Source organism: Candidatus Rhodobacter oscarellae, from assembly GCF_001078595.1.
Lineage (GTDB): Bacteria > Pseudomonadota > Alphaproteobacteria > Rhodobacterales > Rhodobacteraceae > Rhodobacter_B > Rhodobacter_B oscarellae.
The window spans coordinates 3,181,103-3,207,551 of the sequence record NZ_LFTY01000002.1; the positions used below are offsets into that span (position 1 = coordinate 3,181,103).

At 64.4% G+C, this 26,449-nt stretch carries 31 protein-coding genes and 1 riboswitch; of the genes, 12 read left to right on the top strand and 19 right to left on the bottom strand.

Annotated features, from left to right (window positions below):
• Positions 1–41 precede the first annotated feature (41 nt).
• The 3 genes from aguB to AIOL_RS19920 form a co-directional block, all read right to left on the bottom strand.
• A complete protein-coding gene (aguB, locus tag AIOL_RS19910) occupies positions 42–914 on the bottom strand; it encodes an N-carbamoylputrescine amidase (protein WP_049645570.1) in 873 nt (290 codons plus the stop codon).
• A 141-nt stretch (positions 915–1,055) separates the two neighbouring features.
• Positions 1,056–1,985, bottom strand: a complete 930-nt coding sequence (locus AIOL_RS19915; RefSeq protein ID WP_049644584.1) for an electron transfer flavoprotein subunit alpha/FixB family protein — start codon at positions 1,983–1,985, stop codon at positions 1,056–1,058.
• Positions 1,985–2,743 (bottom strand): electron transfer flavoprotein subunit beta/FixA family protein, encoded by a 759-nt coding sequence (locus AIOL_RS19920; protein WP_049644585.1) that lies wholly within the window; start codon positions 2,741–2,743, stop codon positions 1,985–1,987. The genes AIOL_RS19915 and AIOL_RS19920 overlap by 1 nt, the downstream gene beginning before the upstream one ends.
• A gap of 193 nt (positions 2,744–2,936) precedes the next feature.
• Between AIOL_RS19920 and AIOL_RS19925 the strand changes: the two genes are divergently transcribed.
• Positions 2,937–3,299, top strand: a complete 363-nt coding sequence (locus AIOL_RS19925) for a VOC family protein (protein ID WP_049644586.1) — start codon at positions 2,937–2,939, stop codon at positions 3,297–3,299.
• A complete protein-coding gene (locus tag AIOL_RS19930) occupies positions 3,296–3,754 on the top strand; it encodes a GyrI-like domain-containing protein (protein ID WP_049644587.1) in 459 nt (152 codons plus the stop codon). The genes AIOL_RS19925 and AIOL_RS19930 overlap by 4 nt, the downstream gene beginning before the upstream one ends.
• 127 nt (positions 3,755–3,881) lie before the next feature.
• On the opposite strand, the gene AIOL_RS19935 is transcribed toward AIOL_RS19930, so the two are convergent.
• Positions 3,882–4,775 carry a DMT family transporter gene (locus AIOL_RS19935; protein ID WP_049644588.1) on the bottom strand — a complete coding sequence of 298 codons (894 nt, stop codon included), beginning with the start codon at positions 4,773–4,775 and terminating at the stop codon, positions 3,882–3,884.
• Positions 4,776–4,857: 82 nt separating this feature from the next.
• A riboswitch (FMN riboswitch) is annotated at positions 4,858–5,007 on the bottom strand.
• 761 nt (positions 5,008–5,768) lie between these two features.
• Here AIOL_RS19935 and AIOL_RS25245 point away from each other — a divergent pair.
• A complete protein-coding gene (locus AIOL_RS25245) occupies positions 5,769–6,155 on the top strand; it encodes a hypothetical protein (RefSeq protein ID WP_152912608.1) in 387 nt (128 codons plus the stop codon).
• Positions 6,156–6,182: 27 nt separating this feature from the next.
• On the opposite strand, the gene AIOL_RS19940 is transcribed toward AIOL_RS25245, so the two are convergent.
• From AIOL_RS19940 to AIOL_RS19950, 3 genes are all read right to left on the bottom strand, one after another.
• The gene (locus AIOL_RS19940) at positions 6,183–6,461 is read right to left on the bottom strand and encodes an NfeD family protein (RefSeq protein WP_049644589.1); all 279 of its coding nucleotides are present in this window, start codon (positions 6,459–6,461) and stop codon (positions 6,183–6,185) included.
• On the bottom strand, positions 6,458–7,366 hold the full coding sequence (locus tag AIOL_RS19945; protein ID WP_049644590.1) for an SPFH domain-containing protein: 909 nt from the start codon (positions 7,364–7,366) through the stop codon (positions 6,458–6,460). The genes AIOL_RS19940 and AIOL_RS19945 overlap by 4 nt, the downstream gene beginning before the upstream one ends.
• A 155-nt stretch (positions 7,367–7,521) precedes the next feature.
• Entirely contained in the window at positions 7,522–8,382 is an 861-nt protein-coding gene (locus tag AIOL_RS19950; protein ID WP_049644591.1) for a D-amino-acid transaminase, read from the bottom strand.
• Between the two features lie 99 nt (positions 8,383–8,481).
• On the opposite strand from AIOL_RS19950, the gene AIOL_RS19955 reads away from it, so the two are divergent.
• Positions 8,482–8,928 carry a DMT family transporter gene (locus AIOL_RS19955; protein WP_049644592.1) on the top strand — a complete coding sequence of 149 codons (447 nt, stop codon included), beginning with the start codon at positions 8,482–8,484 and terminating at the stop codon, positions 8,926–8,928.
• On the opposite strand, the gene dgcA is transcribed toward AIOL_RS19955, so the two are convergent.
• The 3 genes from dgcA to AIOL_RS19970 form a co-directional block, all read right to left on the bottom strand.
• A complete protein-coding gene (gene dgcA, locus AIOL_RS19960; protein ID WP_049645571.1) occupies positions 8,925–9,890 on the bottom strand; it encodes an N-acetyl-D-Glu racemase DgcA in 966 nt (321 codons plus the stop codon). The genes AIOL_RS19955 and dgcA overlap by 4 nt on opposite strands.
• A gap of 79 nt (positions 9,891–9,969) precedes the next feature.
• The gene (gene dgcN / locus AIOL_RS19965) at positions 9,970–10,971 is read right to left on the bottom strand and encodes an N-acetyltransferase DgcN (RefSeq protein WP_049644593.1); all 1,002 of its coding nucleotides are present in this window, start codon (positions 10,969–10,971) and stop codon (positions 9,970–9,972) included.
• Positions 10,972–11,087: 116 nt separating this feature from the next.
• Positions 11,088–11,720, bottom strand: a complete 633-nt coding sequence (locus tag AIOL_RS19970) for a helix-turn-helix transcriptional regulator (RefSeq protein ID WP_082152825.1) — start codon at positions 11,718–11,720, stop codon at positions 11,088–11,090.
• 75 nt (positions 11,721–11,795) lie between these two features.
• Here AIOL_RS19970 and AIOL_RS19975 point away from each other — a divergent pair, with 75 nt between their 5' ends.
• From AIOL_RS19975 to AIOL_RS19985, 3 genes are all read left to right on the top strand, one after another.
• On the top strand, positions 11,796–12,212 hold the full coding sequence (locus tag AIOL_RS19975; RefSeq protein WP_049644595.1) for a DUF6855 family protein: 417 nt from the start codon (positions 11,796–11,798) through the stop codon (positions 12,210–12,212).
• 180 nt (positions 12,213–12,392) lie between these two features.
• Positions 12,393–13,352, top strand: coding sequence for an L-malyl-CoA/beta-methylmalyl-CoA lyase (locus AIOL_RS19980; RefSeq protein WP_049644596.1), 960 nt, complete (start codon positions 12,393–12,395; stop codon positions 13,350–13,352).
• Between the two features lie 317 nt (positions 13,353–13,669).
• Positions 13,670–14,686, top strand: a complete 1,017-nt coding sequence (locus AIOL_RS19985; RefSeq protein WP_049644597.1) for a Fe(3+) ABC transporter substrate-binding protein — start codon at positions 13,670–13,672, stop codon at positions 14,684–14,686.
• Positions 14,687–14,756: 70 nt separating this feature from the next.
• Here the strand turns inward: AIOL_RS19985 and AIOL_RS19990 are convergent, their stop codons facing one another.
• The 3 genes from AIOL_RS19990 to AIOL_RS20000 all read right to left on the bottom strand — a co-directional run bounded on the left by AIOL_RS19990 (position 14,757) and on the right by AIOL_RS20000 (position 17,782).
• The gene (locus tag AIOL_RS19990; protein ID WP_235439107.1) at positions 14,757–15,917 is read right to left on the bottom strand and encodes an NADH:flavin oxidoreductase/NADH oxidase family protein; all 1,161 of its coding nucleotides are present in this window, start codon (positions 15,915–15,917) and stop codon (positions 14,757–14,759) included.
• Between the two features lie 77 nt (positions 15,918–15,994).
• Positions 15,995–16,870: an alpha/beta hydrolase family protein gene (locus tag AIOL_RS19995; RefSeq protein WP_049644598.1), complete on the bottom strand. Its 876-nt coding sequence runs from the start codon at positions 16,868–16,870 to the stop codon at positions 15,995–15,997.
• Between the two features lie 12 nt (positions 16,871–16,882).
• Positions 16,883–17,782 (bottom strand): alpha/beta hydrolase family protein, encoded by a 900-nt coding sequence (locus AIOL_RS20000; protein WP_082152701.1) that lies wholly within the window; start codon positions 17,780–17,782, stop codon positions 16,883–16,885.
• A gap of 95 nt (positions 17,783–17,877) precedes the next feature.
• On the opposite strand from AIOL_RS20000, the gene AIOL_RS20005 reads away from it, so the two are divergent.
• Positions 17,878–18,441 carry a TetR/AcrR family transcriptional regulator gene (locus tag AIOL_RS20005; RefSeq protein ID WP_049644600.1) on the top strand — a complete coding sequence of 188 codons (564 nt, stop codon included), beginning with the start codon at positions 17,878–17,880 and terminating at the stop codon, positions 18,439–18,441.
• Between the two features lie 294 nt (positions 18,442–18,735).
• Positions 18,736–19,296 carry a hypothetical protein gene (locus AIOL_RS25250; RefSeq protein WP_152912609.1) on the top strand — a complete coding sequence of 187 codons (561 nt, stop codon included), beginning with the start codon at positions 18,736–18,738 and terminating at the stop codon, positions 19,294–19,296.
• A gap of 238 nt (positions 19,297–19,534) precedes the next feature.
• Here AIOL_RS25250 and AIOL_RS20010 read toward each other — a convergent pair whose 3' ends face one another.
• Positions 19,535–20,698, bottom strand: coding sequence for a pyridoxal phosphate-dependent aminotransferase (locus AIOL_RS20010; RefSeq protein ID WP_049644601.1), 1,164 nt, complete (start codon positions 20,696–20,698; stop codon positions 19,535–19,537).
• Between the two features lie 122 nt (positions 20,699–20,820).
• Here AIOL_RS20010 and AIOL_RS20015 point away from each other — a divergent pair, with 122 nt between their 5' ends.
• Positions 20,821–21,210: a hypothetical protein gene (locus tag AIOL_RS20015; RefSeq protein WP_049644602.1), complete on the top strand. Its 390-nt coding sequence runs from the start codon at positions 20,821–20,823 to the stop codon at positions 21,208–21,210.
• Between the two features lie 13 nt (positions 21,211–21,223).
• Here AIOL_RS20015 and recO read toward each other — a convergent pair whose 3' ends face one another.
• The 3 genes from recO to era form a co-directional block, all read right to left on the bottom strand.
• On the bottom strand, positions 21,224–21,943 hold the full coding sequence (gene recO, locus AIOL_RS20020; RefSeq protein WP_049644603.1) for a DNA repair protein RecO: 720 nt from the start codon (positions 21,941–21,943) through the stop codon (positions 21,224–21,226).
• Complete coding sequence (locus tag AIOL_RS20025; RefSeq protein ID WP_049645573.1) at positions 21,943–22,281, bottom strand: DUF1491 family protein; 339 nt, start codon at positions 22,279–22,281, stop codon at positions 21,943–21,945. Before AIOL_RS20025 ends, recO begins: the two co-directional genes overlap by 1 nt.
• 72 nt (positions 22,282–22,353) lie before the next feature.
• Positions 22,354–23,262 (bottom strand): GTPase Era, encoded by a 909-nt coding sequence (gene era / locus AIOL_RS20030; RefSeq protein WP_049644604.1) that lies wholly within the window; start codon positions 23,260–23,262, stop codon positions 22,354–22,356.
• A 201-nt stretch (positions 23,263–23,463) separates the two neighbouring features.
• On the opposite strand from era, the gene AIOL_RS20035 reads away from it, so the two are divergent.
• On the top strand, positions 23,464–24,534 hold the full coding sequence (locus AIOL_RS20035) for an Acg family FMN-binding oxidoreductase (protein WP_235439109.1): 1,071 nt from the start codon (positions 23,464–23,466) through the stop codon (positions 24,532–24,534).
• Positions 24,531–24,998 (top strand): MarR family winged helix-turn-helix transcriptional regulator, encoded by a 468-nt coding sequence (locus tag AIOL_RS20040; protein WP_049644606.1) that lies wholly within the window; start codon positions 24,531–24,533, stop codon positions 24,996–24,998. Before AIOL_RS20035 ends, AIOL_RS20040 begins: the two co-directional genes overlap by 4 nt.
• Positions 24,999–25,004: 6 nt before the next feature.
• Here the strand turns inward: AIOL_RS20040 and AIOL_RS20045 are convergent, their stop codons facing one another.
• Positions 25,005–25,658, bottom strand: coding sequence for a hypothetical protein (locus AIOL_RS20045; protein WP_049644607.1), 654 nt, complete (start codon positions 25,656–25,658; stop codon positions 25,005–25,007).
• A gap of 307 nt (positions 25,659–25,965) precedes the next feature.
• The gene (locus AIOL_RS20050; RefSeq protein ID WP_049644608.1) at positions 25,966–26,376 is read right to left on the bottom strand and encodes a hypothetical protein; all 411 of its coding nucleotides are present in this window, start codon (positions 26,374–26,376) and stop codon (positions 25,966–25,968) included.
• Between the last annotated feature and the right edge of the window lie 73 nt (positions 26,377–26,449).

Genomic DNA, 26,449 nt, shown 5'->3' on the forward strand with positions numbered 1-26,449 from the left:
TCTGAATTCACCGGGATTAAAGCCGCTTAATTCCAATCGGTCTAGCTTTTCTCGCCGGTCATGGTCATCAGCGGGTGATAAAGCTCGGGGCGGCGGTCACGGAAAACGCCCCAATAGTCTCGGTATTTGGCGCATTCGTCGAGGTCGAAGCTATGGGTCAGCACGGTCTCGGACGCGCGATCGGCCTCGGCCAGCTTGGCGCCGAACTGGTCGGCGATGAAGGACGCGCCGTAGAATGTCATCTCTGTGCCGTCGCCATGCTCGGTCCCAACCCGGTTCGAGGCGATCAGCGGCACCAGGTTCGCCCCCGCATGCCCCTGCTGCACGCGCTGCCAATGCGGGGCGCTGTCCCAATCCTCCTCGCCAATCTCCGACCCGATGGCGGTGGGGAAAAACAACAGCTCCGCCCCCATCAGGGCCATGGCGCGCGCCGATTCCGGGAACCATTGGTCCCAGCAGATGCCCACGCCAATGCGCCCGAACGCAGTGTCCCAAACCCGAAACCCGGTGTCGCCGGGCGAGAAATAGAACTTCTCCTGATAGCCCGCGCCGTGCGGGATATGCGACTTGCGATAGGTGCCCAGATGCGCGCCATCGGCGTCCAGAATGGCGATGGAATTGAACCGGGCGGGGCCGGCCTTCTCGTAGAACGAGACGGGCAGCACCACGCCCAGCTCTTTGGCCAGCGCCTGGAAGTGGCGGATCGTGGGGTGGCCATGGGCCTCGGCGGCGCGGGCCAGGTCGCCGTAGCGTTCGTTCTGGCAGAAATAGAGCCCCTCGAAGAGCTCTTGCAGCAGGATGACATTCGCGCCCTGGGCCGCCGCCTGGCGCACCAGCGCCTCGGCCTTGGCGATATTGGTCTCGCGGTCGGCGCTGCAGGCCATTTGCGTGGCGGCGACGGTTACTTTGCGCATCTGCATCCCCTTGCTCTTGCCGCGTCAGCTTGGCGATTGCGGGGGCTATGACAAGAGGGAATTGCCGACCAAACGCGGCCTGCGCCGAACGAGAAAGGCCCGCCAAACGGGCGGGCCTTTATTCACGTTAGCGAAAGGGGGTTAGCCCAGCTTTTCGGTCAGCTCGGGCACGGCCTGGAACAGGTCCGCAACCAGGCCGAAATCGGCGACCTGAAAGATCGGCGCCTCTTCGTCCTTGTTGATCGCCACGATCACCTTGCTGTCCTTCATCCCCGCGAGGTGCTGGATCGCGCCGGAGATGCCGCAGGCGATGTAGAGATCGGGTGCCACGACCTTGCCGGTCTGGCCGACCTGCCAGTCGTTGGGGGCGTAGCCGCTGTCCACTGCGGCGCGCGAGGCGCCAACCGCGGCGTTCAGCTTGTCCGCCAGCGCCTCGATGATCTTAAAGTCGTCCTCCGAACCCACGCCGCGCCCGCCGGACACAACAACGCCCGCCGAGGTCAGCTCTGGCCGGTCGCCGCCGGACACGTCGTCCTTGACCCACTCGCTGAGGCCGGGGTTGGCCGCAGCCGATACGGTCTCGACCGACGCGGATCCGCCCTCGCCCGCTGCGTCAAAGGTCGAGGTCCGGATGGACACGACCTTTGTTGCATCGGCGGACTTGACCGTCTGGATCGCGTTGCCGGCGTAGATCGGGCGCTCGAACGTGTCGGCGTCCACGACGCCGGAGACGTCCGAGATCACCATCACGTCCAGCAGGGCCGCCACGCGGGGCAGCACGTTCTTGGCGTCGGTGGTCGCGGGCGCCACGATGTGGCTGTATTCACCGGCCAGCGACACGATCAGCGCGGCGGTGCTTTCCGCAAGGCGGTGGCCCAGGCTCTCGTCCTCGGCGACCAGCACCTTGGACACGCCATCAATGGTCGCGGCGGCGGCGCCAGCGTCGGCAGCCGAGGCGCCCGCGCAGAGCACGGTCACATCGCCCATCGCCTTCGCGGCGGTCACGGCCTTGGCGGTGGCGTCCATCGACAGCTCACCGGAATTCACTTCACCCAGAAGAAGAACAGCCATTACACAGCCCCCGCGTCTTTGAGTTTCTCGACCAGCTCGTCCACCGAGCCCACGATGATGCCGGCGGCGCGCGCCTCGGGCTCCTCGGTCTTGAGGATCTCAAGCCGGGGCGCCGCGTCCACGCCGTAATCGGCGGGGGTTTTCTCGTCGAGGGGCTTGCGCTTGGCCTTCATGATGTTGGGCAGGCTGGCGTAGCGCGGCTCGTTCAGGCGGAGGTCCACGGTGACGATGGTGGGCATGGCGACCTTGATGGTCTGCAAGCCGCCGTCTACCTCGCGGGTGACGACGGCGTGGTCGTCCTCGACGTTGACCTCAGAGGCGAAGGTGCCCTGGGACCAGCCGAGCAGCGCGGCCAGCATCTGGCCGGTGGCGTTCATGTCGTTGTCGATCGCCTGCTTGCCGCAGAGCACCAGGCCGGGCTGCTCTTCGTCGACGATCCCCTTGAGGATCTTCGCGACCGAGAGCGGCTCGATATCGGTGTGCACGTCATCGGCGGCGACGACCAGGATGGCGCGGTCGGCGCCCATCGCCAGCGCGGTGCGCAGCGTTTCCTGGTTCTGCTTGACGCCAACGGAGACCGCGATGACCTCTTCGGCCTTGCCGGCTTCCTTCAGGCGGATCGCCTCTTCGACGGCGATCTCGTCGAACGGGTTCATCGACATTTTTACATTCGCCAGATCGACCCCGCTTCCGTCCGCTTTCACGCGGACCTTCACGTTATAGTCGATCACGCGCTTGACCGGCACCAGTACCTTCATGCGTGCGTCTCCATTGCTCTTCGGCGCGCACATGGCGTGCCGTTCAAAACCATGGGCCCTGTTAACGGAGCGCGGGCTGGGAAAACAGTGCAAAATCGACGCGGTATTGCCTGGCAACGCCGCGTCACGTCGAATTGGCGGCGCGTTGGCCGGAAACCTGCTACTGTGGCGGCGTATGCGTGGAGGGCTGGGAATGCAAAGAGTGACTGGAATCGGAGGCGTCTTCTTTCGGGCCAAGGACCCCGGCGCGCTGGCGCAATGGTACCTGGAGCATCTAGGCATCAACCTGGTGCCGCAGGACGCCGAGGGCGCGCCCTGGGTGACCGAGGCGGGGGTGACCGTGTTCTCGCCCTTCGCCGCGGACACCGATTACTTCCGGGCCGAGAGCCAGTTCATGATCAACTTCCGCGTGGCGGACCTGGCGGCGATGTGTGCGCAGCTAGAGGCGGCCGGGATCGAGACCTTCAATCACTCCGAAATGGAGAGGATTGGCAAATTCGCCCATCTGCACGATCCTGAGGGCAACCCGCTAGAGCTTTGGGAGCCCGCCGGATGAAGCCTGACCGCATCGCAGACGCACAGGAGCGCCGGATCATCGGCGCAAATGGCAGCTACACCCATGAGAACCGCAGCGGTATCCCCGCGCAATGGGCCGAATGGGATTACGGCGCGGTCACGGGGGTGGTCGGCGGGGTCTATGGCGTCTCGCACAGCTTCGGCGGCCCCACATCGTTCCAGTATCTCTGCGGGCTAGAGGTCTCTGCCGACGCGCCGGTGCCCGACGGGCAGACCGACGTGACCCTGCCCGCGGGCAAGCACGCGGTCTTTGTGATCAACGGGCACGTGTCCAAGATCGCAGAGGTGTTCGAGGCGGTGTTCTCGCATGGCGCTCTGGGCGAGGAGTGGGGCATCGCGAACGGCCCGCAATTCGAGCACTACACCGAAGAGTTCGACCCCGCGTCGGCGACCGGCAAGGTGGAGATCTGGTTCCCGGTGGCCCGCAAAGCATAGCCGGGCCGGTTCCGAGACCAGCGGCGCGGTGCCTTCAACGAGCGGAGTTTGCCCTTGCCGTTTGATGGCCGCTCTGCGGACATTGCGGACCTTCGCGACGACTACACGAAGGTCCGCAAATCAAAGTTTACGTTCCTGTGCTGACTTGGTCCTTCTCAATCCACACGAGATAAACGGAACCACCAATGATCATCAAAGAACCCAGCCACATTGTTCCGGGTGGAATGAAGCCAAAAACCAATGCGCCCAATCCGACGTTGAAGGGCAACTTCACATGATCGAACGGCTGTAGAAAACTCGCGTCGGCAATTCGGTATGACGAGACTAGAGCGTATTGGGCCAAGGCAGTAAGCAGACCTACAGCGATGATCACCGCGCCAAGAGACGCAAGGTCGATATGAAACCCATCGCCCAATGCAAGACCAGCATTCACCGGCGTAAGGAGCAGCAATAGATACACCGTCAAGGTCTCCGAGCTTTCCGTCGCCGTCATCCGCTTTGTCAGCAAGGAGGAGCCTGCCCAAAATGCTGCCGCGCCAACGGGTAGGAAGGCTTGCAGGGTGAAAGTGTCAGACCAGGGCGCGAGGATGACCATCCCGCCTGCAAAGCCAATTGAAACGGCGATCCAGCGTTGCAGGCTCACTCTCTCGCGCAAGATGAAGCCTGCGCCGAGCGTCACGAAAAATGGAGACAACATTATGAGAGCGATTGCCTGCCAGATCGGCACGTATGCCAGGCCAAATACCCAGAACTGAACACCACCTGCCGCGAGTGCGACGCGTAGAACATGCAAGCCGGGAACAGCCGTGCGGAGGGCTGACCTTCCGGTACCGATGACCGACGGTAGCATCACGCACAAAGCAATCGCGTATTGCCAGAAAGCGACGCTCGTCGGAGACGCATTTTCGATCATAACGGCGTGCTGCACCAAGGTGTTGATCAAAGCGAACACCGCGCCAGCCAGAACCATTAAGGCAGCCCCGACGACTGCCGGAGAGTATTTTTGAATTAGGAGAGTCATGGCGTTGTCCTTTCATCTGCGCTCACGACTCAAGGCACACAGGACAACGATACATGCAGCCCGTGAAGGTGCATGTGTTATTACCTGTTCTCTTCCATCCGGACTTTAACCGTCGGCTCAGGAATTTCACCTGATCTGCTTGTCCCTCAACCGTCTAATCGAGGCGCTCGCGGGCTCACAATTCGCATTGTTTACCGCCGGTGGGGAATTTCACCCCGCCCTGAGAACGACGCGACCAGAAGTGGTCGCCCGGAATTGATATAGGATTGATCTATGACGTCAAGAGAGGTGATTGCCGTGAGAAACGGTCATGCGCAGGCAGCGCAGCATCAGCAGAGTGGGCTCAAGAGCGGGCTTGCGCCCGCTCAGAGATTTGATCGAAGCTCAGGTTGGATTGGTTTCCTCTCAGTTCGGGCCGGGGAGAAAGTCGCCCAACCGGAACAAAGCGCTGCCTTCCACGATCCCCCAAGAAAAAGGGCGCCCCGGTTGGGGCGCCCTTCGTTTCTTGGAATGCAGGCGGGACAAGTCCCGCCCTACGAGATGTTGCGCTGTGCCGCGTAGGGTGGGCAATTCTGCCCACCGCCCCGCCTAGCAGCTGTCGTACATCTTGAATTCCATCGGGTGGGGCTTGTGCGCGTGGGAAAGATCTAATCCAGCTGAGCTCCAAGTAGCCCTCGATCTGGTCTCGGGCCGAGACATAAACAGAGTCTGAACCCGCCGAGCCGCTCCGACCAGAGAATCGGGGGTGAACACCCTATTTCATTGCCGAAACCGGTGTCGGACTTTTGTCGGCATAACGTCGGCCTTCTGTCCGGCAGGGCGTCGGCAAGGCCCATGGGTAACAGCCCGCGCGGTAGGGTGCCTAGATGGCAGCTTCGCGGACAAAGCTGCCGTTCAGCATGGTGTGATGTCAGGCAACTGACACCTAAGGCGGACAAGGATTATGATTCCTGATATTCAATTGGGTGTGGACTATTGCGGAGCAAATGGACGATGTCAGAAATACCGACCGAATGGGAGAGATACAAATTTGAAACAGAAGCTGGGCTTAGGGAGCGAGAAGTAAAAATTTCTCACGACAGGCTCATCATTGAAGGTAGACGAAATGTAATGTTAGGCATGTTGGTGCCCATTGTCGTCGCGCTAATGACTGCCGTGCCCGCTTACATCAACTCAATCAATCAACAAAACCTTCAGCAATCGACTTTCGAGGCAAATTTAATAACAGAATCTGTTAGAACCGGGGATCCGGATCAAGCGGCCACAAATTTGAAATTTTTGGTTGAAGCGGGCCTACTTTCCGGCAAGACGGCGGATCGTGTCGGCAGGTATCTTGAGACGCGCGTTCCAGGTGAAGGGCGCGTTCTTCCGGCAGACTGAAATTCCGCATTGGGCTCTCAGCGGACCCTAAGGCTCGTTGATGTCGTGGGTGAAGGTTTTGGTCTCGTCCCTTCGCGCGCCCAGCAGGCGCTTGAAAAGGATCGTGCCGACCAGCGAGGCGGCGGCGAAGGCGACCAGCATCCAGGCGACCGATCCGCCAAAGCCGAACCCGAAGGCCAGGAGGATGCCGACGAACGCGGCCCCGGCGCCGAGCCCAATGAAGACGAAGACCGGCGCCAGGGTCTCTAGGATCGCGAACACCACTGCGGCCGCGATCCAGACCCACCAGGAGGACAGCCAGATCATGACGGTTTCCCCTTCAGCATCTTGAAGGCCTCGCCAAAGGCGTCGATGGCGCTGGAGGGCAGGATTACCGTTTGCTTGCCCTCGCCCGCGGCCACCTGGCTCAGCGCGTCGACCTGCTTAAGCGCGACCTGGTACTGCGCGGCCTCCACGCCGTTGTCGCGGATCGCCTTGGCGACGACCTCGGTGGCGTAGGCCTCGGCGTCGGCCTCGATGCGGCGCGCCTTGGCGGCCTGCTCGGCGGCGTAGAGTTCCGCGTCGGCGTTCAGCTCGACCGCGCGGCGCTCGCCCTCGGCGCGGGTCACGGCGGCGCGGCGCTCGCGCTCGGCGTTGAGCTGCTGCAGCATCGCCTCGCGGGTGGCCTGGTCGAGGTTCACGTCCAGGATCTCGGCGCGCGTGACCTCGATGCCCCAGTCATCCACCGCGGCCTCGACGTTATGCTGGATGGTCGAGATCAGCGTGGCGCGGTTCGACTGGACCTCGTCCAGCTCCATCTTGCCGATCTGCGCCCGCACGATGCCCGCCACGGTGGTGATGATCGCGCCGTCGACGTCGCGGATCCGGTAGACCGTCTTCTCGGGGTGCACGATGCGGTAGAACACGCTCGTGTCCACCTTCACCAGCACGTTGTCCGAGGTGATCGCGTCCTGGCTTTGCGTCGGCAATTGCCGCTCGAGGATCGAGACGCGGTGCTTCACCCGGTCGAGGAAGGGCACGATCAGGTTGATGCCCGGCCCCAGCACGGCGCGCAGGCGCCCGAAGCGCTCGACCACATGCTGCTCGGATTGCGGGACGATCCGCACCCCCAGCAGGATGGAAATGATCAGCAGGGCGGCGATCAGCAGAAGCACGATCGTGCCGCCCGACATGTTCGAAAGGAAATTCAGCATAAACTCATCCAAGGTCATATGGGTCCTTTACCATGTTGCTCTCTCGAGCGGGCGGGAAATTCCGGCCCGCTCTGTCTATATATAGGTAAGTAAATGTGACCTTTTCGCAACAAAGCGGGCAAACCGGGCACCAGATATGCGCTAGTTTAGACAAATTGGACCGAAATCCAGCCCTAAACGCCCGCCTTGACGCTTTCCTCGATGTAGATCTCGCGCAGCCGCTTGGCCAGCTCGCCCGGCGCGCCCGCGCCGATCTGGGCGCCGTCGATCTCCACCACCGGCATCACAAAGGTCGTGGCCGAGGTCACAAAGGCCTCGTCCGCCGCTTGCGCTTCTTCGATGGTAAAGTTGCGCTCCTCGACCTCCATCTGCGCCTCGGCGGCGAACCGCAGCACCGCGGCGCGGGTGATCCCGTGCAGGATGTCGTTGGACAGCTCGCGGGTGATGATCTTGCGGCCCTTCACGATATAGGCGTTGTTCGAGGTGCCCTCGGTCACCGCGCCGTCCTGCACCATCCAGGCGTCATCGCAGCCGGCCGCCTTGGCCATCATCTTGCCCATCGAGGGGTACAAAAGCTGCACCGTCTTGATGTCGCGGCGCCCCCAGCGCACGTCCTCGATCGAGATCACCTTGATGCCGTTCTTTGAGGCCGCGCTGTCGCGGATGCCGGGCTTGGACTGGGTGAACAGCACCAGCGTGGGCTGGGTGTCGGCGCCGGGGAAGACGAAGTCCCGGTCGCCATCCGAGCCGCGGGTGACCTGCAGATAGACCAGCCCGTCGCTGATCTCGTTGCGCGCCACCAGCTCGCGGTGGATCGCCAGCAGCTCGTCCTTGCCGCAGGGCGCGGCCATGTCCAGCTCGCGCAGGCTGCGCTCCAGCCGCACCGCGTGGCCGTCGAAATCGATCAGCTTGCCGTCCAGGACGCTGGTGACCTCATAGACGCCGTCGGCGAATAGGAACCCCCGATCAAAGACCGAGACCTTGGCCTCGTCCTCGGGCAGGTACTCTCCGTTCACGTAAACGATGCGGCTCATGGTGCGGGCTCCTATGGGCTTTGTGCTTTTGCTTGTGCTCAGGCGTTGGCCGGGCTCTATGCCAGGGCAGGTTTCAGGTCAAATCGGAAAGGGGCTGTCATGCTGCCCAGTACACAATCGGCGCTTATCATGCTCTGCGCGGGGGTCGCGGTGCCGGTCCTGGCGGCTTTGAACGCCGGTCTGGGCGTGCGGATCGGCTCGCCGGTCTCGGCGGCGGTGGTGCTGTTCGTGGTGGCGCTGGCAAGCGCGCTGCTGGCCTACGCGGTGCTGGGGGGCAGCTTTGCGGGGCTGGCGCAAGCGCCCAAGGGGCTGATGCTGGGGGGCTGCCTGGTCGCGTTCTACGTGCTGTCGATCACCTGGATCGCGCCCACATTCGGGGTCGGCAACGCGGTGTTCTTCGTGCTGCTTGGCCAGCTCATCTCGGCGGCGATCATCGACCATTTCGGGCTGTTCGGCGCGCAGGTGACGCCGCTGTCGCTGACCCGCGCGGCGGGGATCGCCGCGATGGGCGGGGGCGTGTTCCTGACGCAGCTGGCGGGGCGCTAACCCCACAGCGCGGCCTCCGAGGGGTGCACGCCCGCGCCGTCGTAGCGCAGCGGCGGGTCGCGGTCCTCGGCCAGCAGCAGCGGCCCGTCCAGGTCCACCACCACGGCGCCCTGGGCGACCAGCACCGCGGGCGCCATGGCCAGCGACGAGCCCACCATGCAGCCCATCATCACCTGGAATCCCTCGGCCAGCGCGGCCTCGCGCAGGGCCAGGGCCTCGGTCATCCCGCCGGTCTTGTCGAGCTTGATGTTGACCATGTCGTACTTGCCCTTGAGGCCGGGCAGCGAGGCCCGGTCGTGACAGCTCTCGTCGGCGCAGACCGGCAGCACGCGGTCCAGCTCCCGCAGGGCGTCGTCCTCGCCCGCGGGCAGGGGCTGCTCGACCATCTCGACGCCCAAGCGCACCAGGACGGGGGCAAGGGTCTTGTAGAGATCGGCGCTCCAGCCCTCGTTGGCATCCACGATGATGCGCGCGCTGGGCGCGCCGGCGCGGACGGCCTCGATGCGGGCCACGTCTTCCTCGCCGCCGCCGAGCTTGGTCTTCAGAAGCGGGCGATGGGCGTGCTCGGCGGCCTGGGCGCGCATCTTGGCAGGGTCGTCCAGGGACAGCGTGTAGGCGGTGATCTCGGGGCCCGGCTTGGGCAGACCGGCCAGCTGCCAGGCGCGCTTGCCCGCGCGCTTGGCCTCCAGGTCCCACAAGGCGCAGTCCACGGCGTTGCGCGCAGCACCCGGCGGCAGCGCCTCGGCCAGGGAGGCGCGGTCCACCGCGCCCAGGCTCTCGATTTGGGCGGCAACCGACTCAAGGCTCTCGCCGTAACGCGCATAGGGCACGCATTCGCCCCAGCCGGACGCGCCGCCCGCGCTGACGCGCGCGGTGATCACCTGGGCTTCGGTGCGCGCCCCGCGGCTGATCCGAAAGACCTGCGCCAGGGGGAACACGTCGCGGTTGACACTTATCTCCATCATCAAACCCTTCTCCGGTTTGCAAATATCCCGGGGGGAGCTCGAGGGGGGCAGAGCCCCTCTCGAAACCGACGCCAGACTAGATCGCGGCCAGCGCGTCTACCAGGCGCTCCGCGCCATGGCGGAATGGGTCCACGGTGGGCAGGCCCATGCGGGCCTCGACCTCGGCCATATAGCTGACGGCGTCCGCCTCGGACATGTGCTGGGTGTTGACCGAGATGCCCACGACCTGGCAGGCGGGGTTGCCGACCTTGGCCAGGTGCAGCGCGGTGTCGCGCAGATCCTCCAGCGAGGGCTGCTGGTAATCCGGCAGGCCGCGCATATGCGCCCGGGTGGGCTCGTGGCAGAGGATCAGCGCGTCGGGCTGCCCGCCATGCACCAGCGCCATGGTCACGCCGGAATAGGACACGTGGAACAGCGAGCCCTGGCCCTCGATCAGGTCCCAGTGGTCGTCGTCATTGTCCGGGGTCAGCCATTCGACCGAGCCGGCCATGAAGTCCGCGATCACCGCGTCCAGCGGCACGCCGCCGCCGGTGACCAGGATGCCGGTCTGGCCGGTGGCGCGGAAGGTGGCCTTCATGCCGCGCTCGCGCATCGTGCCTTCCATCGCCATGGCGGTGTACATCTTGCCGACCGAGCAGTCGGTGCCCACGGCCAGGCAGCGCTTGCCCTTGCGCTTGACGCCGTTGGCGATGGGGTAGTCCACGGAGGGCACGCGCACGTCATGCAGGGTGCAGCCGTTGGCCTCGGCGGCGGCCACAAGGTCGGGCTCGTCGCGCAGCAGGTTGTGCAGCCCGCTGGCCAGGTCAAAGCCCTCGTTCAGCGCCGCGATCAGCACCTCTTTCCAGCTGTCGGTGATGAAGCCACCCCGGTTCGCGACCCCGATCACCATGGTCTTGACGCCCGCGGCCTTGGCCTCGGCCAGGCCCATATCCGGCACGCCCATATCGGCGTTGCAGCCCTCCATGCGGTATTGCCCGACGGCGAATTCGGGCCGCCAGTCCTTGATGCCCTGGGCCACCTTCGCGGCCAGCGCGTCGGGCGCGTCGCCCAAGAACAGAAGATACGGTGTCTTGATCATGTCTTTTGCATCCCCATGGAAAAGTCGGCGAAGGGTGCCTCAGATCGGACGCGATGTCTTGCCGAAAATGCTCAAGATGGGGCGAGATCAGGGAAGAAATCCGCGCAGCTTGGCCGCTACGTCGAATTTTCTTCACATGATGAAAATCTGTGCGCGGAAATGTTGATGTCCCCCCATTCCGCGTCCGGGATGTCCTGGCCGGTGATGGCGTCCCGCAAATGCCAGCCCTTCGGCGTCTGCGAGAGGCCAATCGGGTGGACCTCCTGAGGCGGAGGCGCGCGCATGCGCAGGCGCACCACCACCCCGTCCCGGACGGCCCGGGCCAGCGCTGGGCAGCGTGGGTCGACCGCGTCGGGCGCGGCCTCGCAGGTGAATCGAGAACGGCTCTTGGCCATCTCGGCGCGGGTCTGATCCGGGAAGGCCTCCCAGATCTTGGCCGCGGCGCGGCGCCCCGCCGCCTCCAGCCCGAAGGCCGCGAGCCGGTCCATCGGCAGGGACAGGAGCAACCCCATCGCCTCGGCTTCCTCGCGGTCCAGCCCGGTCAAGCGCGTGCGGTAGTCGAACCCCAGCTCGATGCCGCCCTCGCGCCCGCGATGCACGATCACCGGCAGCCCGGCCTCGGTCATGGCGTCCAGGTCCCGCAGGATGGTGCGCGGCGCGACCTCAAGCGCGCGCGCCAGCGCGGCGGAGGTCATGCGCCCGCGGTTCTGCAAGAGCAATACGATCTGAAGAAGTCGGGCCGCGCGCATCTCAAAACCCATATATGACAGTAGACGTCATGATTATCGGCGTATCACGGGGCGAATCAACATGTGAGGTTTGAAATGACGACAGTCACTTATGGCTCCGGCACCGAGGCCGACCCCTGGCAATTAAAGACCCCGCCGCTCAGCTCCGATTTCCTTGTCTGGAAGGACGTCGCGCATGATCCGCCGCGGCTGGTGGTGCAGGTGGGCAAGACGGTGCTCAGCTACCAATTGCGCGCGCTGGAGGATGCGCATGCGATGCTGAAGGCCCACGGGGATTGGATGCCGCTGGGCAATGCCGACGAGGGCAAGCCCGTCAAGGATGGCACGCTAGAGGCCTGGGCGCGGGACACCGGCAACCCCGTTGGCGGCTATTACGGGCTGCGCAAGGGCTATCGCGGGCGCTTTGCGAACTACGTCTCGCCGGTCATGGAGTTCCTGGGGCTGGTAGAGCTTGAGCACAACGCGCGGAACAACCGCCTGCGGGCGATCTAGGGCTTCGGCGCGCCGCGGCGCCCTCCCAGGACGATTGTCCTGGGCGAATCACTAATTTTCACTGAATTTCGCCGAAACAGACGTCGGAATTGCTGCGGCCGCAAAATGCACTTGCGGCTCGGAAGGTAACATTCTACCCGTCAGGGCAGATCAGACGAAACAAACTTGCCCGGAGCCCTCATGTCCTTCCGCATCCAGCCCACGCCCGCCGCCCGCCCGAACCGTTGCCAGCTTTTCGGCCCCGGCTCGAACACCAAACTGTTCGAGAAGATGGCCGCCAGCGCGGCGGATGTGATCAACCTCGACCTCGAGGACAGCGTGGCGCCCAGCGACAAGGACGCCGCCCGCGCCAACGTGATCGAAGCGATCAACAGCGTGGACTGGGGCAAGAAGACGCTGAGCGTGCGGATCAACGGGCTGGACACGCCCTATTGGTACCGCGACGTGGTGGACCTGATGGAGCAGGCCGGGCCGCGGCTGGACCAGATCATGATCCCCAAGGTGGGCTGCGCGGCGGATGTCTACGCCGTGGACGCACTGGTCACCGCCATCGAGACCGCCAAGGCGCGCGCGCGGCCCGTGTCCTTTGAGGTTATCATCGAGAGCGCGGCGGGCATCGCCCATGTCGAGGAGATCGCCGCCGCCAGCCCGCGCCTTGAGGCGATGAGCCTGGGTGCCGCGGATTTCGCCGCCTCAATGGGGATGCAGACCACCGGGATCGGCGGCACGCAAGAGAACTACTATATGCTGCAGGACGGCCAGCACCACTGGTCGGACCCCTGGCACTGGGCGCAGGCGGCCATCGTGGCGGCCTGCCGCACCCATGGAGTGCTGCCGGTGGACGGCCCGTTCGGCGATTTCAGCGACGATGACGGGTACCGCGCGCAGGCGCGCCGCTCGGCGGTGCTGGGCATGGTGGGCAAATGGGCGATCCATCCCAAGCAGATCGCGCTGGCCAACGAGGTGTTCACCCCGTCCGAGCAGCAGGTAACCGAGGCCAAGGAAATCCTGGCGGCGATGGAAGAGGCCAAGGCCTCTGGCGCGGGCGCGACCGTCTATAAGGGCCGCCTGGTGGATATCGCCTCGATCAAGCAGGCCGAGGTGATCGTGAATCAGGCCGAGATGATCGCCAACGGCTGATCTGGCCGGCGCGGTTTTTCGGTTAGCGCGCGGCGCCCGGGATTTCGGGCGCGGCGCATCGGCTTAATTCGGGGCGCCCTGCCTTTAGCCGCGCGCCCAAAGCGCGGCAACTCCCTAATAAAACATGCCGAACTGGCGCGCCCGCGGGTGCGGCGGGCGGTGCAGATATTGCTGGTCGGCGGCCCCTTTTTGGGCCGCGCTGGGCCGTGCGAAAGAGCCAGTTGCCAATACCTGATTAAAACCATAAGGATACTAGCAAGATTCGTTTACGGCCCTAGCTGTGCGCGAGCCGTCTGACCCAAAACTAGGAGAACACGATGAAAACAGTACCATTTATCGCAACCGCCTTGTCGCTTTCGCTCGCCACCGAGCTGGCCGCCGAGGGCGTGGTGAACCTTTACTCGTCGCGCCACTATGACACCGACGAGCGTCTGTACTCTGACTTCGAAGAACTGACCGGCATCAAAGTGAACCGCATCGAGGGCAAGGGCGACGAGCTGATCCAGCGTATGGCGGCCGAGGGCGCGAATTCGCCCGCCGACGTGCTGATCACGGTCGACACCACGCGCCTGGAGCGCGCCAAGAGCGCAGGCGTCCTGCAATCCGTCGACAGCGAAGTTCTTGAGGCGCGCGTGCCCGCCAAGCTGCAGGACAGCGACAACCAGTGGTTCGGCTTCTCGCAGCGCGCGCGGATCGTCTTCTACGACAAGACGGACGTGCAGAACCCGCCGATGGACTACGTGAGCCTCGCGGACCCGCAGTACAAGGGCATGGTGTGCCACCGCTCGTCGAGCAACGTCTACTCGCAGACGCTGCTGTCGTCGGTGATCGAAAACCACGGCGCCGAGGCGGCGACTGACTGGGCCGCCGGTGTGGTGGCGAACTTCGCGCGTGAGCCGCAGGGCGGCGACACGGACCAGCTGCGCGGGCTGGCGTCCGGCGAGTGCGACATCTCGATCTCCAACACCTACTACTTCGCCCGCGCATTGCGTAAATCGGTGAAGGGCCTGCCCGAGGACGCGCTGGCCAATATCGGCTGGGTGTTCCCCGCACAGGAAGCCGAGGGCGCGCATATGAACCTGTCCGGCGCTGGCGTCGCGGCCAACGCGCCGAACCGCGAGAACGCGATCAAGTTCCTCGAGTACCTGGCCAGCGATCAGGCGCAGGTCTACTTCAGCGCCGGTAACGACGAGTACCCCTCGGTGCCCGGCGTGTCGATCAGCCCCTCCGTCGCCACGCTCGGCGTCTTCAAGGCCGACGATGTGGACCTCAGCGCGGTCGCAAAGAACGTTGCTGACGCGCAGCGGATCTTCGATACGGTCGGCTGGAAGTAAGCCAAACAAGCGGGCCGTCCGGTTTCTTCGGGCGGCCCACGCCCCCCCCCTGCGTCCCCGGGCGCGGGGCTTAGCGCCGGAAGTGATCGCTCCAGATCGCGTGGCGCAGGCGATCCCGCTGCGCGTATTCCGCGATTGCGGCGGCAAGGTCGCTCGGCGAAAGCCCGCCCTCTCCATTGGCAATCTGCGTGATCTGCATCGTGTACCAGGCGGTCACGCCGCCCTCTGGCGGGTCCTCAAAGCGCGGCAGGCGCGGCGCGTCCGCCGCACCCTTGATCCATTTCGACGGCAGATCCGGGTCCACGACAAGCGCGCGGGCCAGGCCGATCAGGTCGGCCTTCCCGCTGGCCAGGGTCGCCTCTGCCTGCTGGCGGGTCTTAAAGCCTCCGGTGACCATCAGCGGAACGGACGTTCTGGTCCGGGCGCGCCCGGCGAAGTCGGCGAAATAGGGGCCGGACCCCGCGCGGTCCGAGGACGAGGGCGCGCCGGGAAAATAGGTGCCGCCGCTGATGTCGATCAGGTCAATGCCGGTGCTGTCCAGAGCCGCGATGACCTCTAGCGCCTCGTCTTGCTGGAACCCGCCCTCTAGCTGGTCTGTGGCGTTCAGCTTGAGGCCTACGGGGAAATCCGGGCCCACGGCCCTGCGCACGGCCGCAACGGTCTCTAGCAGCAGGCGCATGCGGTTCCCAAGGCTGCCGCCATACGCGTCGGCGCGCTTGTTGAAGAGCGGCGACAGAAACTGGCTAAGCAGGAAGCCATGCGCGGCGTGTATCTCGACGCCGCCAAAGCCAAGCTCTTGCGCGCGGCGCGCGGTTTGCGCGAACGCCCCGGGCAGGTGCTGGATCTCCGCCAATGTCAGCGCGCCGCAGCTCAGCCCGGGCAGGTCAAGCGCGCTTGGCCCCTTAGGGGTGCTGATCGGCGCGTCGGCCATCGCCCCCGCATGCCCAAGCTGCAGCCATAGATGCGCGTTGTTGGCGGACCCGCGGCGCGCCAATTCTCGGAAGCGTTCGGTATCCGATTGGGCGTTCAGGACGAGGTTGCCGGGCTTCTCGGCGAAGTCGGGGCTGCCCTGCACCTCGCCGATGATCGACAATGCCAGCCCGCCCGCGGCCCAGCGCTCGTAAAGGCGCATCTGCGCCACTGTCGGGCCGCCGCGCCCGTCGCCCAGCGAATCCGACATGGCCGATTTGGCGATGCGGTTGCCAAGGACAGCGCCGCAGGGAAGCCGCAAGGGCCGCGACAGCAGATTGTCACCGCCGCGGTCTTCGCCCGGGCGCGCGCCCTGCGCTGCCCGGTGCTCTGCGGTGCCTACATGAACCGGTCGAACCAGGCTTGCACCTCCGCGGGGTTCTTGCCGACCCATTCGTAGGCGGCAAAGCGGCTTTTCTCGACGTCGAGAAGCTTTAGCTCCTTCTCGACGGTCAAGGCATCATGGTAGCGGTGCACCATCTCCAGCCGGGTCCACGGATCGTTCTTGTTCTGGATGACCAGCGTCGGGACGTTCACCTTCGGCGCGCTCTCGATAAAGTTCGGCTCTGTCAGGTCAAAGCCCACCCGTGCGGTGGTGACTTTATCCGCCGCGCGCCGCATGAAGCCCGGCATGCCAAGCGCGTTCACAAAGATATCGTAGAGCAGGGGCTGCACCGCAACGAAGGCCTTGATGCGGTCATGCTGCGCCAGCCCGTCTTCCATCCCGTAGGCATAGGTGGTCGAGGCCGAGCCCATGCAGAACGCCAGCAGACCGATGGAGGCGTCTTTCAGATCCGCGCGCCCCTCGATGAAGCTGACGGCGCCGAGGATGTCCTTGGCCTCTTCGGGGCCCCAGGACACCCACGGGTTCGGGCCAAGGTCGCTGGCGCCATGGCCGCGCAGATCGAACATCAGGTAGCTGTAGCCGTTATCCGCAAAATGCTTTGCCTGGCGCAGGAATTTGATGTCCTGCTTCCACGGCGCCATCATGCCCTTGCCCTTGCGCTCCCAGCCGCTGCGGTTGGACTGCACGCCGAAATGGCTTTGGATGATGACCTTGTCGCTGCCGCCCTTGATCAGCCAGCCGCGCAGGGTGGTGCCGTCCGTCGCCGGAAACTCCACGTCCTCGTAGTCCAGGCCGTAGTTGGCCGGGCTGTCGAACAGCGGGGCCTGGCCCGGTTTCACCATCATATTCGAGATCATGTTGCCAAACATGTCGGGGCCTCCTTACGAATGCGCGTTGTACCATTCGAGCATCTGCTCGGGATGGTCAGAGAAGAACTGGTACCCCTTGAAACGCCAGGGCGTGTCTTCGATGTAGTAGATCTTCTTGTCTTCGACGGGCGTGCGGTCAAACATCTCTTGCACGTCCTGCCAGCGCGAGTTCATGTCGTCGCGAACTTGCACATAGAAGATCGGGATTGCAATCTTTTCGGCCTTCGGGATGATGTTGTGATCGTCCACTTTCAGCCCGGTCAGGGCGGTGTAGATGGGCTCGAAGGCCGCGACGCCCTCTTGCGCGTCGATCTCCATATGCCCGCAGTTGCGCTCGATCGTGGTGCGGCCCTTCAGGGGCGCGATGGCGATCATCGACTTGATGCCCTCAAAGGCCTCGGGGTGTTTGTCCATCGCGTTCAGGGTGGCGTTGGCGCCCATGCACATGGCGTAGATGGATATGGCCTTGGTGTCGGGGCGGCTGCGCACATATTGCAGCGCGGCCAGGACCTCTTGCCACTCGTAATAGCCCACGCCCGAGATGCCGCCCTCGCCGTCGCTGCTGCTGCCATGGCCGCGCAGGTCATAGGCCAGCACGCTGTAGCCGGCATCGACCAGGGCCTTGTAGCGGGGCAAAAAGTTCACCTCAAAGCCGCCGGCAAAGCCCAGGCCGTCCAGGTGCCCGGCAAAGCCGTATTTGTTGCCGGGCGAGAAGTGGTTGCTCAGGATGACGTGGCCCGATGTGCCGGGCATGAACCAGCCAGAGACCTGCACGCCGTCCTCGGTCGCGAAGGAAACCTCCTCATAGGTCAGCCCGACCTCGTCCGGTGTGCGCAGGACCGGCAGGCGCGGCGGCTTTGAGAGACCACCGGCAAGCTGTTCCAGCATCGCTGTTTGTTCTGCAGTAATCATGTTCCGCTCCTTCGACGTTTGGGTTGCTATTGTTTCTTTACGAGCTTATCTGTTTCGTCAACCCGTTACTTAACGACTAAACGAAGAACGTCAAGATGGAAATATCGGAAGCCGAGAGAAAATACGCCCAGGCGGCGCTGGTCGTGTTCCAACGCTATGGCGTGCGCAAGTCCACGATGGAGGAGATCGCGGCAGAGGCGGGGGTCTCAAAACCAACGCTCTATGCGACCTTTCGCAATAAGGACGCCGTGCTCGGCGGGGCCATTCGTCTGGCCAAGGGCACAGCGATCAGGTCGGTCGCGCAGGCTTGGTCCGACGCGGATACCCTCGCCGAGAAGCTCGACATCTTCTTTGAGCGCCTAGTCCTGGCCGGGTTCGACATGCTCCACCAGTCGCCGGACACAGCCGCCTTTGAAACGGCTCTGGGCGAGTATAGCCAGGACTCCATCGCAGCGACGCGCAGGGCAGAGGTTGCCGCGATTGCCAGGCTCTTTGAGGGCGCGCAGGGGCTGGCCGAGATCGGCACCAGCGCCGAGGACTATGCCGGTTTCGTGGTGGCATCGGCGATGAATGCCAAGCGCCTGGTCCAGACCCGCGCCGAGCTTGAGGCGTATCTTGCAATCCTCAAGGCGAGCGTCGTCAAACTGCTCGACGCCTAAGGCCCGTTCGCGGCGACGCCGTCGTCCCTGCGCCGCGCTAAGACCCTGGGTCTCCCCCAGGCACCGTGCCGCCGTGAGAGCCATCGCGGGAGGTTCGGTTTAAGGGGCGCAGGCCGCCGTCATGGACGGCTAGAAGAGGGCAATCGCGTCGCCCATCATCATGCCTTGCCATCTCCCCGACCGGAAGATCGTGCATCGCGCAGCGTTAGTGATGTGTGAAAGACTGGGTCGCGGACGGAGCACCATTTCGCTGCACTTGCGCCAATGTCTGTTTTGAGTGATTGATAGCGAATAATGACTTCTGGAAAATCTCGAAATTTCGCCGGCTCTGTCGGCTTTCTCTTGGCCCTGTCTGCTTGCTCCACAGAGTACATTGCTGTCGCCAACCTTCCCGAGAACGCAACTGCAATCATGTCTGTGACGCCCATGTTCGGTGTTCACAGCGACTGGAATAGAACGCTCACTGTAAATGACGGTTATACAACGGCTTCCATCGATCTGGTCGAAGATACAGGATGGTGGCGAGGCTCTCACTTGTATCTGCACTCTTCAGGCACATATGTTGTCCACGAAGGGCAAAATGGATGCATTGGCTTTACTCTCGAACCTGTTTCGTTCGACGTTCGCACTTCGATATCCTGTACCAAGATGGCCGGTACGGCTATTCGGCTCGCGGCAGACAATCCTGAACTGAACGGCTATCCGGCATCGAGGTACTATGTCGGACTATTCTATATCGGCAGATTCATTGAGACTCATCTTCTACCAGAATTGCGAGACACGCGTGCCGAAACGCCAATCGTCTTTCAAACATACGAACAACAAGCCGAGCCAGAACTCCCAGAAATTCTCTGAGCGGCCATTCCCGCGAGGCGCAGCATTCAGCAAAATGGGCTCAGAGCGGCCAAGCAACCCCGAGACCAACGCCCCCGGCATATTGGCGACGACCCACCGCGCGGTGTGTTAACCATGGGGTTTGCCGACATCCGCGCCGACGCAAAGCCGACGTTTTGCCGACACAAGTCCGACCGCGGAAAACCCCATGATTTAAGGCGTTAAGGCCTGATTCGCGGCCGTAGCGCGGATGGTGCGTTTAGGATTTGGTAAGAAACCCGCGCATCCGCTCCGCCGCGCGCTGGATGTTCTCGGCCGAGTTGGCATAGCTCAGCCGGATATACCCCTCGCCCAGAACGCCGAAATCCGGCCCGCCGATGGTGGCCACGCCGGTTTCTTCCAGCAGGGCGCTGGCCAGCTCCTTGGCCTTCCAGCCGGTCTCGGTGACATTGGGGAAGGCATAGAACGCGCCCTTCGGCGTGATGCAGCTGACCCCCGGCAGGGCGTTCATCAGGTCCACCACCAGGCCGCGCCGCGCGTCGAACTCGGCCAGCATCTGCCCCACCGCGTCCTGCGGCCCGGTCAGCGCCTCTAGGGCGGCGAATTGCGCCGGGGCGTTCACGCAGGACCAGGCGTTCACCGCCAGTTTGCGCGCCTTGTCATAGAGGTTCTCGGGCCAGACGGAGTAGCCCAGCCGCCAGCCCGTCATGGCGTAGGTCTTGGACCAACCGTTCAGCAATATCAGGCGGTTACGGATCTCGGGATAGCCCAGCAGAGTGACGTGCTCCTCGCCGTCATAGAGCATCTGGTCGTAGATCTCGTCCGACATGATCGCCACATGCTCGGGCAGCCCGGCCACCAGCGCGTCGATCTCGGCCTTGGGCGTGACCCCGCCGCAGGGGTTCGCCGGCGAGTTCACAATCACCAGCCGCGTCTTGTCGGTGATCAGGCCCAGCGTCTCCTCGGCGGAGAAGGCAAAGCCGTTCTCCTCGCGGATCGGGATCGGCACCGGCGTGGCGCCGGTATACTCGATCATCGAGCGGTAGATCGGAAAGCCCGGATCGGGGTAGAGGATCTCGGCCCCCGGCTCGCCGAACATCAGGATCGCGGTGAACATCGTCACCTTGCCGCCCGGCACGATCAGCACCTGGTCGGGGTTCACCTCGGCCTGGAAGCGGCGGTGCAGATCGGCGCTAACTGCCTCGCGCAATTGGGGAATTCCGGTCGCGGGGGTGTAGCCATGCTGCCCGTCGCGCAGCGCCTTCACCGCGGCCTCGACGATGTTCTCCGGCGTCGGAAAGTCCGGCTGCCCTATCCCGAGATTGATCACGTCCATGCCCTGCGCCGCCAGCGCGCCCGCGCGGGCCAGAACAGCAAAGGCGTTCTCCTCACCAATCCGATCGAAATTCGCAACAGTCTGCATGGGCCCTCCTCCGGTCCCGCCGTTTCTGTGGGATTGGCCGAGCGATGGCAAGGGGCGCGAAAGAGGCCCGCGCCCTGGCTGCGGGAATTGCGTGATCCCGGCCCGCGTGGCAGGGTTGCGCCATGCTGTGCGACGTGATCCTGCCGTTGATTTGGCTGACTTTCTGCCAGACCGACGAGACCCTGGCCGCCTATGCCGGGCGGGACCGCGTATTCCGCCTTGCAGAGATGCAGGACCGCCCCGTTGACGAGGCCGTCACATTGCGCTTCCCGGCGCGTAAGACGCTTGAGCTGCGCACCACATGCGGCCAGATGGCCGGGCGGATCACGGCCCCGCTGCCCTGGTTCGCGCTGTCCCTAGAACGCGGCAAGGACCAAGACTGCGACGCGCGGGCCCTGCACGACAATTTGTACAATCTTATCAACGGCATGCACTTGGCCGAGATCGCCGGCGACACGATCCTATTGCAGGACGATCATGGCGCGACGCTGCTGTTTCGCGCGGGGGATTAGGCGCCCTGAAGGGCTAGCGCGAGAACACGTCCACAAAGCGCTGCCGGGCGGCAGGCAGCTCGCGGTCGCCAAGCGCCGGGGCCAGCCAGTGCCGCAGGAAATAGCCGGTGGTGCGCAGGCCTTGTGCGATTTCGTCGTCCGGCGCGGCGCTGGGGGTGTGCAGGCATTGCGGCAGGGGCAAGAGCTTCTCCTTCCAGGCGCCCGCACCGGCCTCGGTCACCGCCCGCCCGGTCTTGGGCGAGACATAGCTCAACCCGTCCGACGCGCCGGTGACCGCGCAGGCGCTCAGGTCCAGGCCAAAGCCCATCTCGTCCAAAAGCGCTAATTCCCAGTGCAGATAGGCCAGGGGCCAGGCCTCGGTCTCGCCGATCATGTCCAGCACCGCCTGGCTGCGCTCAAAGAGCTTCGGGTGCGGCTCGCGCTCCGGCAGGGCGAAGGACAAAAGCGCGGTCAACGCGTTCAGCGCGGCCAGTTCCTTGCGCCCCGACATCACCGCCGCGGCGCGGCTCTTGACGGGCTCGACGGCGTAGCTGCCCAGGTGGTCCTCCAGCCGGGCGCGCCAGGTGACGGCGACCTCGGTGCCGGGCTCTAGCGTGGGCGCAATCTTACGACTGGAGGCGCCCCGCACGACGCCCGCGTGGCGGCCATGCGCCTGGGTGAAGACCTCTAGGATCGCGGCATGCTCGCCATGCTTGCGTGCGATTAAGACGGTGCCGTGGTCCTGCCATTCCATCAGCTGTCGAGCCCCGGCTCGTCCAGCAGGTGCCGCCGGTCGCGGTCCTCGACCTCGATGACCCAAAGGTCGGGGTCAAAGCCGCGCTGTTTCGTGATGGTGGCATCCACCTCGGCCTCGGCGCCCTCGGTCAGCGTGACCCAGATGCGGTCACCGCTAAGGATGTCGACGCTGCGCTGAAACGCCTTGGCGGTGCCGTCCAGGGCGTTCTGCTTGACGATCACGGCCCCCGCGGTGGCGTCGCCCTTGGAGACGATAAAGGCGGGAATATCCTGCAATCTCAGGCGGGTAAAGTAGGCCTGCACCCAAAGCTCTGCTGTCAGGCGCGGCGTGCTCATGCGGGGGCGCTCATCCGCCCTGGCGGGCGTCTTCGCGGCTGGCGACGCGGGGCCGCCAGGGCCCAAGGCGCCTCACGTTTTGCCATCGGAATAGTCCAGGCCGATGGCCGAGTAGCGCTCGGATTCCTCCAGCCACCCGGGCCGCACCTTGACCTGCAGGAAGAGATGCACCTTGCGGTCGAGGAATTCCTCCAGCTCCACGCGCGCGGCCAGGCCCACCGCCTTCACCGTTTCGCCCTTCTTGCCCAGCACGATCCCCTTATGGCCGTCGCGGGCCACATAGATGAGCTGCTCTATCCGGGCGGAGCCGTCCTTTTTCTCCTCCCAGCTCTCCGTCTCGACGGTCAGCTGGTAGGGCAGCTCTTGGTGCAGGCGCAGGGTCAGCTTCTCGCGGGTGATCTCGGCGGCGATCATCCGCATGGGCAGGTCGGCGATCTGGTCCTCGGGGTAGAGATACGGCCCCTCGGGCATCTCGCCCGCCAGCCAGGTGCGCAGGTCGTCCACGCCATGGCCCTTCTCGGCGGAGATCATAAAGGTCTTGGCGAAGGCAAAGCGCGCATTCAGGTCCTTGGTCAGCCCCAGCAGCACCGGCGCCTCGACGCGGTCGATCTTGTTGATGGCCAGCGCCACGGTCTGGCCGCTGTCGCGCTGGGCGAGCCCCTCTAGGATGCGCTCGACGCCCTCGGTCACGCCGCGATGGGCCTCGATCATCAGCACCACCACATCGGCATCCGCCGCGCCGCTCCATGCGGCGGCCACCATGGCCCGGTCCAGGTGCCGGCGCGGGCGGAACAGCCCCGGCGTGTCCACGAACACGATCTGGCTTTGGCCCTCCATCGCCACGCCGCGGATCCGCGCCCGCGTGGTCTGCACCTTATGCGTCACAATCGAGACCTTCGCCCCGACCATGCGGTTCAAAAGCGTCGACTTGCCCGCGTTGGGCTCTCCGATCAGGGCAGTGAAACCGGCGCGTGTGCTCATTGTTTGGCTTTCTGGCTGCGATTTGGGGCTGGTAGCGGATGACGCTGCATTAGGCCAGAGGAAAGGGCTTGATTGGTTCGACGTCATACCTTATATGGTCCGACATCGAACCTAATTGGAGTGTATCTTATGCAAAGGCGGAAATTTCTGACATTGATCGGCGGCGGAGTTGTCTTGGCGGCAGGCGGGGCGAGCGCATTTGTGGCGACACGGACCCCCACCGAGGCGCTCGCCCCCTGGGACGCGGCAGGCGCTGCGCAGTATGACGACCCCCGGCTGCACGCCCTGTCCTACGCGGTGCTGGCGCCCAACCCGCATAACCGCCAGCCCTGGAAGGTGAAGCTGCGCGGGGCGGAGGCCTTCGAGCTTTACTTCGACACCGACCGGCAATTGCCGCATACCGACCCGTTCGACCGGCAGCTGACCATCGGGCTGGGCTGCTTTCTGGAGCTGATGGAGATGGCGGCCAACAGCGTGGGCTTCGCGGTCGCGACAGAGCTCTTCCCGGCGGGCCATGACCCGGCCGCGCTGGACCGGCGCCCGGTCGCGCATGTCACCTTTTCTGGGGCGGCGACCTCTGCCGACCCGCTTTTTGCTTATGCGCTGCAACGGCGCTCGACCAAACAGCCCTATGACACCACGCGCCCCGTGCCGCGGGACGTCTTGCAGCGCGCCATGTCGGCCGTGCGTATCGCCCAGGCTGGCGGCTCGACCGAGGCGGAGCTGACGCAATACCTGCGCGACTTGACCGAGCAGGCGCTGCTGATCGAGATCGAGACCCCGCATACCTACAAGGAAAGCGTGGATCTGTTCCGCATCGGCAAGGCCGAGGTGAACGCCAATCCGGATGGGATTAGCTTCAGCGGGCCGATGTTTGAATCGCTGCGCCTGGCGGGTGTGCTAAGCCGCGAGACGGTCACGGACCCCTCCTCGGTGGCCTATAGGGGCGGCATCGACGCCGTCACCACGAACTGCCGGACCTCGATGGGGCATATCTGGCTGGTGACCGAGACCAACACTCGGCTGGACCAGATCGCGGTGGGGCGGGATTGGCTGCGGCTGAACCTGGCCACAACGCGCGAGGGCCTGGGCCTGCACCCGATGAGCCAGGCGCTGCAGGAATACCCCGAGATGGCCGCGCTTTATGCCGACGCGCATCGCCGGTTGGCGCCGGATGGCGGCACGGTTCAAATGCTGGGACGCATCGGCTATGGTCCGACCGTTCCGGCCAGCCCGCGCTGGCCCATCGAGGCAAAACTGGTGAGCGATTGACCGAAGACCCAAAGACCTTAGACCAACGCGACGCCGCGCGCTTGTTCAGCTTCTTCACCGAGATCGGGATCATCAACCAGCTGTCGATGGCGCTTTTCGCCAAGAGCCTGCCCGACGGGGTGCACCCGTCGCATTTCTCGATCCTCAACCACCTGGTCCGGACCGGCGACGGGATCACGCCGATCCGGATCGCAGGCGCCATGCAGGTCACCAAGACGACGATGACCCACTCGCTGAAGGTGCTGACCGAGCGCGGCTTTATCACCACCGGCCCGAACCCCGAGGACGCGCGCGGCAAGCTGGTCTATCTGACCGAGGCCGGGCGCGCGTTCCGCGACGCGGCGATCCAAAGCGTGGTCGGGATGTTTGGGCATCTGCTAGAGCCAGAGCATTACAAGATCATGGAAGAGCTGGGGTCGGGGCTGGAGGTCTTGCGCAAGTTCCTGGACGAGAACCGGATGTAGCCCGGCTTATCTGGCCAGCGCCTCGTCAAGCCGGTCCATCTGAAAATGCGGGGCCAGGATCGCGCGGATCTGTCCGCGCCGCGCGTTCTTGGGGTCAAAGATTGCGTAGCAGAGGTAATCCTCCAGCAGCGAGGCCTGCTGCTCGAACCCGTATTCCAGCAGCCCCGCGCCCTCCTCGGGCACATAAAAATAGGGGTCCTGGTTTAGGATCGCCTCCAGTGCGGCCTTGGCGGGGCGATAGCCGGTGCGCTTGCGGTTCTGCCACTGCCAGACATGCACCAGCTCATGCGCCATGATGAAGGTCTGCGGCAGCAGGATCTGGTTCGGCCAGCCGGGCGCGGTGTCGTTGCGGTAATAATCCTTGGAGAAATGCACGTTGTTATAAAGCGCCCAGCCCGGCGGCGGGCCCTCGGGCGGCGTAGGCGCCGTGCGGTCGCAGATGCCGGGGCGGATCTTAATCGGCTCTGGGTTCTCTGGCAGCGGCGGCGCGGTGTCCGTTTTGGGCGCGCCGCGAAAGCCGGACTTGACGCGCACCTTCTGCACATCCAGCGACGGGCCAAAGAGATCTTCGGCCAGCGCGCGCTCGCCCTCGGCCAAGGGGCGTCCCGCGCAGGCCGTCAGGCACAGGGCGGCGAGGAAGATCAGGAGCGCGCGTATCATTGCGCCACCCTGGCAAGACAACGCGCCGACGTCCAGCGCGATAAGACGCGCGCAATGACCTGCGTATGTGCGGCGTTGTGGCACGGCTCCCACGCCTTTGAGTTAACCCGATCTTAAGGCAGGCGCCCCGCATAATATGCGGGTGGTGGTCGGGGCTTTGCCCCGATTCAGTTCCCCAACCACCACCCGGGTAGGGTGGTGCGATTCGGGTTTAGAAACCGTGAAGATGCCAAGCCATATCGCGCCAGGCTGCCAATTCGCGCCAAGCCTCCACGGCGCCTCGTGGCAGCTTGGCGACGGGCCCGGGTCAGCAGTCGCGCGCGTAGGTGAAGACCAGCGTGTCCACCACGACCTGCCCCGTGCTGGCGCAGTTGCGCGACCGCTCGCGCGTGCCCTGCATCGTCACCTGGGTCTGGTTCGGCGCGACCGGCCCCTCGACAAAATACTCCAGCGGATTGCCCGGGCAGGACGACGAGAACACCCGGCTGAGCCCGGAATACCAGTTCCCGCTCTTGGTGCCGTTGAACAAAAGCGTCCCACGGCGCACCCCGGCATTCCACAGCCCCTCGCGCGGGTTTTCGTAATAGAAGTTCCGCTGGTTGCCGAAGGCCTGCAGCCGCATCAGCGACCCGTTATGCCACCAGCAGCTGTCTGCCGAAGCGGATTGCACCGTCGAGAAATTCAGCAGTACGGCGAATAAAATCGTCAAAAATCTCATGTTGAAACTCCCTTAATTGAGGCGCGCAAACCTATGAATACTTGCGTGCCTTTTTTGTGGTGGCGATCCTGCC

Coding starts and splice junctions, on each gene's coding strand:
- dgcN (WP_049644593.1), bottom strand. CDS start 10,971: ATGATCAAGACACCGTATCTTCTGTTCTTGGGCGACGCGCCCGACGCG.
- AIOL_RS20050 (WP_049644608.1), bottom strand. CDS start 26,376: ATGAGATTTTTGACGATTTTATTCGCCGTACTGCTGAATTTCTCGACG.
- AIOL_RS19930 (WP_049644587.1), top strand. CDS start 3,296: ATGAAGCCTGACCGCATCGCAGACGCACAGGAGCGCCGGATCATCGGC.
- AIOL_RS19935 (WP_049644588.1), bottom strand. CDS start 4,775: ATGACTCTCCTAATTCAAAAATACTCTCCGGCAGTCGTCGGGGCTGCC.
- AIOL_RS20010 (WP_049644601.1), bottom strand. CDS start 20,698: ATGCAGACTGTTGCGAATTTCGATCGGATTGGTGAGGAGAACGCCTTT.
- AIOL_RS19995 (WP_049644598.1), bottom strand. CDS start 16,870: ATGTTTGGCAACATGATCTCGAATATGATGGTGAAACCGGGCCAGGCC.
- AIOL_RS19925 (WP_049644586.1), top strand. CDS start 2,937: ATGCAAAGAGTGACTGGAATCGGAGGCGTCTTCTTTCGGGCCAAGGAC.
- aguB (WP_049645570.1), bottom strand. CDS start 914: ATGCGCAAAGTAACCGTCGCCGCCACGCAAATGGCCTGCAGCGCCGAC.
- AIOL_RS19970 (WP_082152825.1), bottom strand. CDS start 11,720: ATGCGCGCGGCCCGACTTCTTCAGATCGTATTGCTCTTGCAGAACCGC.
- AIOL_RS19980 (WP_049644596.1), top strand. CDS start 12,393: ATGTCCTTCCGCATCCAGCCCACGCCCGCCGCCCGCCCGAACCGTTGC.
- era (WP_049644604.1), bottom strand. CDS start 23,262: ATGAGCACACGCGCCGGTTTCACTGCCCTGATCGGAGAGCCCAACGCG.
- AIOL_RS25250 (WP_152912609.1), top strand. CDS start 18,736: ATGACTTCTGGAAAATCTCGAAATTTCGCCGGCTCTGTCGGCTTTCTC.
- AIOL_RS19940 (WP_049644589.1), bottom strand. CDS start 6,461: ATGATCTGGCTGTCCTCCTGGTGGGTCTGGATCGCGGCCGCAGTGGTG.
- AIOL_RS19945 (WP_049644590.1), bottom strand. CDS start 7,366: ATGACCTTGGATGAGTTTATGCTGAATTTCCTTTCGAACATGTCGGGC.
- AIOL_RS25245 (WP_152912608.1), top strand. CDS start 5,769: ATGTCAGAAATACCGACCGAATGGGAGAGATACAAATTTGAAACAGAA.
- recO (WP_049644603.1), bottom strand. CDS start 21,943: ATGGAATGGCAGGACCACGGCACCGTCTTAATCGCACGCAAGCATGGC.
- AIOL_RS19955 (WP_049644592.1), top strand. CDS start 8,482: ATGCTGCCCAGTACACAATCGGCGCTTATCATGCTCTGCGCGGGGGTC.
- AIOL_RS19950 (WP_049644591.1), bottom strand. CDS start 8,382: ATGAGCCGCATCGTTTACGTGAACGGAGAGTACCTGCCCGAGGACGAG.
- dgcA (WP_049645571.1), bottom strand. CDS start 9,890: ATGGAGATAAGTGTCAACCGCGACGTGTTCCCCCTGGCGCAGGTCTTT.
- AIOL_RS20005 (WP_049644600.1), top strand. CDS start 17,878: ATGGAAATATCGGAAGCCGAGAGAAAATACGCCCAGGCGGCGCTGGTC.
- AIOL_RS19915 (WP_049644584.1), bottom strand. CDS start 1,985: ATGGCTGTTCTTCTTCTGGGTGAAGTGAATTCCGGTGAGCTGTCGATG.
- AIOL_RS19985 (WP_049644597.1), top strand. CDS start 13,670: ATGAAAACAGTACCATTTATCGCAACCGCCTTGTCGCTTTCGCTCGCC.
- AIOL_RS19975 (WP_049644595.1), top strand. CDS start 11,796: ATGACGACAGTCACTTATGGCTCCGGCACCGAGGCCGACCCCTGGCAA.
- AIOL_RS20025 (WP_049645573.1), bottom strand. CDS start 22,281: ATGAGCACGCCGCGCCTGACAGCAGAGCTTTGGGTGCAGGCCTACTTT.
- AIOL_RS19920 (WP_049644585.1), bottom strand. CDS start 2,743: ATGAAGGTACTGGTGCCGGTCAAGCGCGTGATCGACTATAACGTGAAG.
- AIOL_RS20015 (WP_049644602.1), top strand. CDS start 20,821: ATGCTGTGCGACGTGATCCTGCCGTTGATTTGGCTGACTTTCTGCCAG.
- AIOL_RS20045 (WP_049644607.1), bottom strand. CDS start 25,658: ATGATACGCGCGCTCCTGATCTTCCTCGCCGCCCTGTGCCTGACGGCC.
- AIOL_RS20000 (WP_082152701.1), bottom strand. CDS start 17,782: ATGATTACTGCAGAACAAACAGCGATGCTGGAACAGCTTGCCGGTGGT.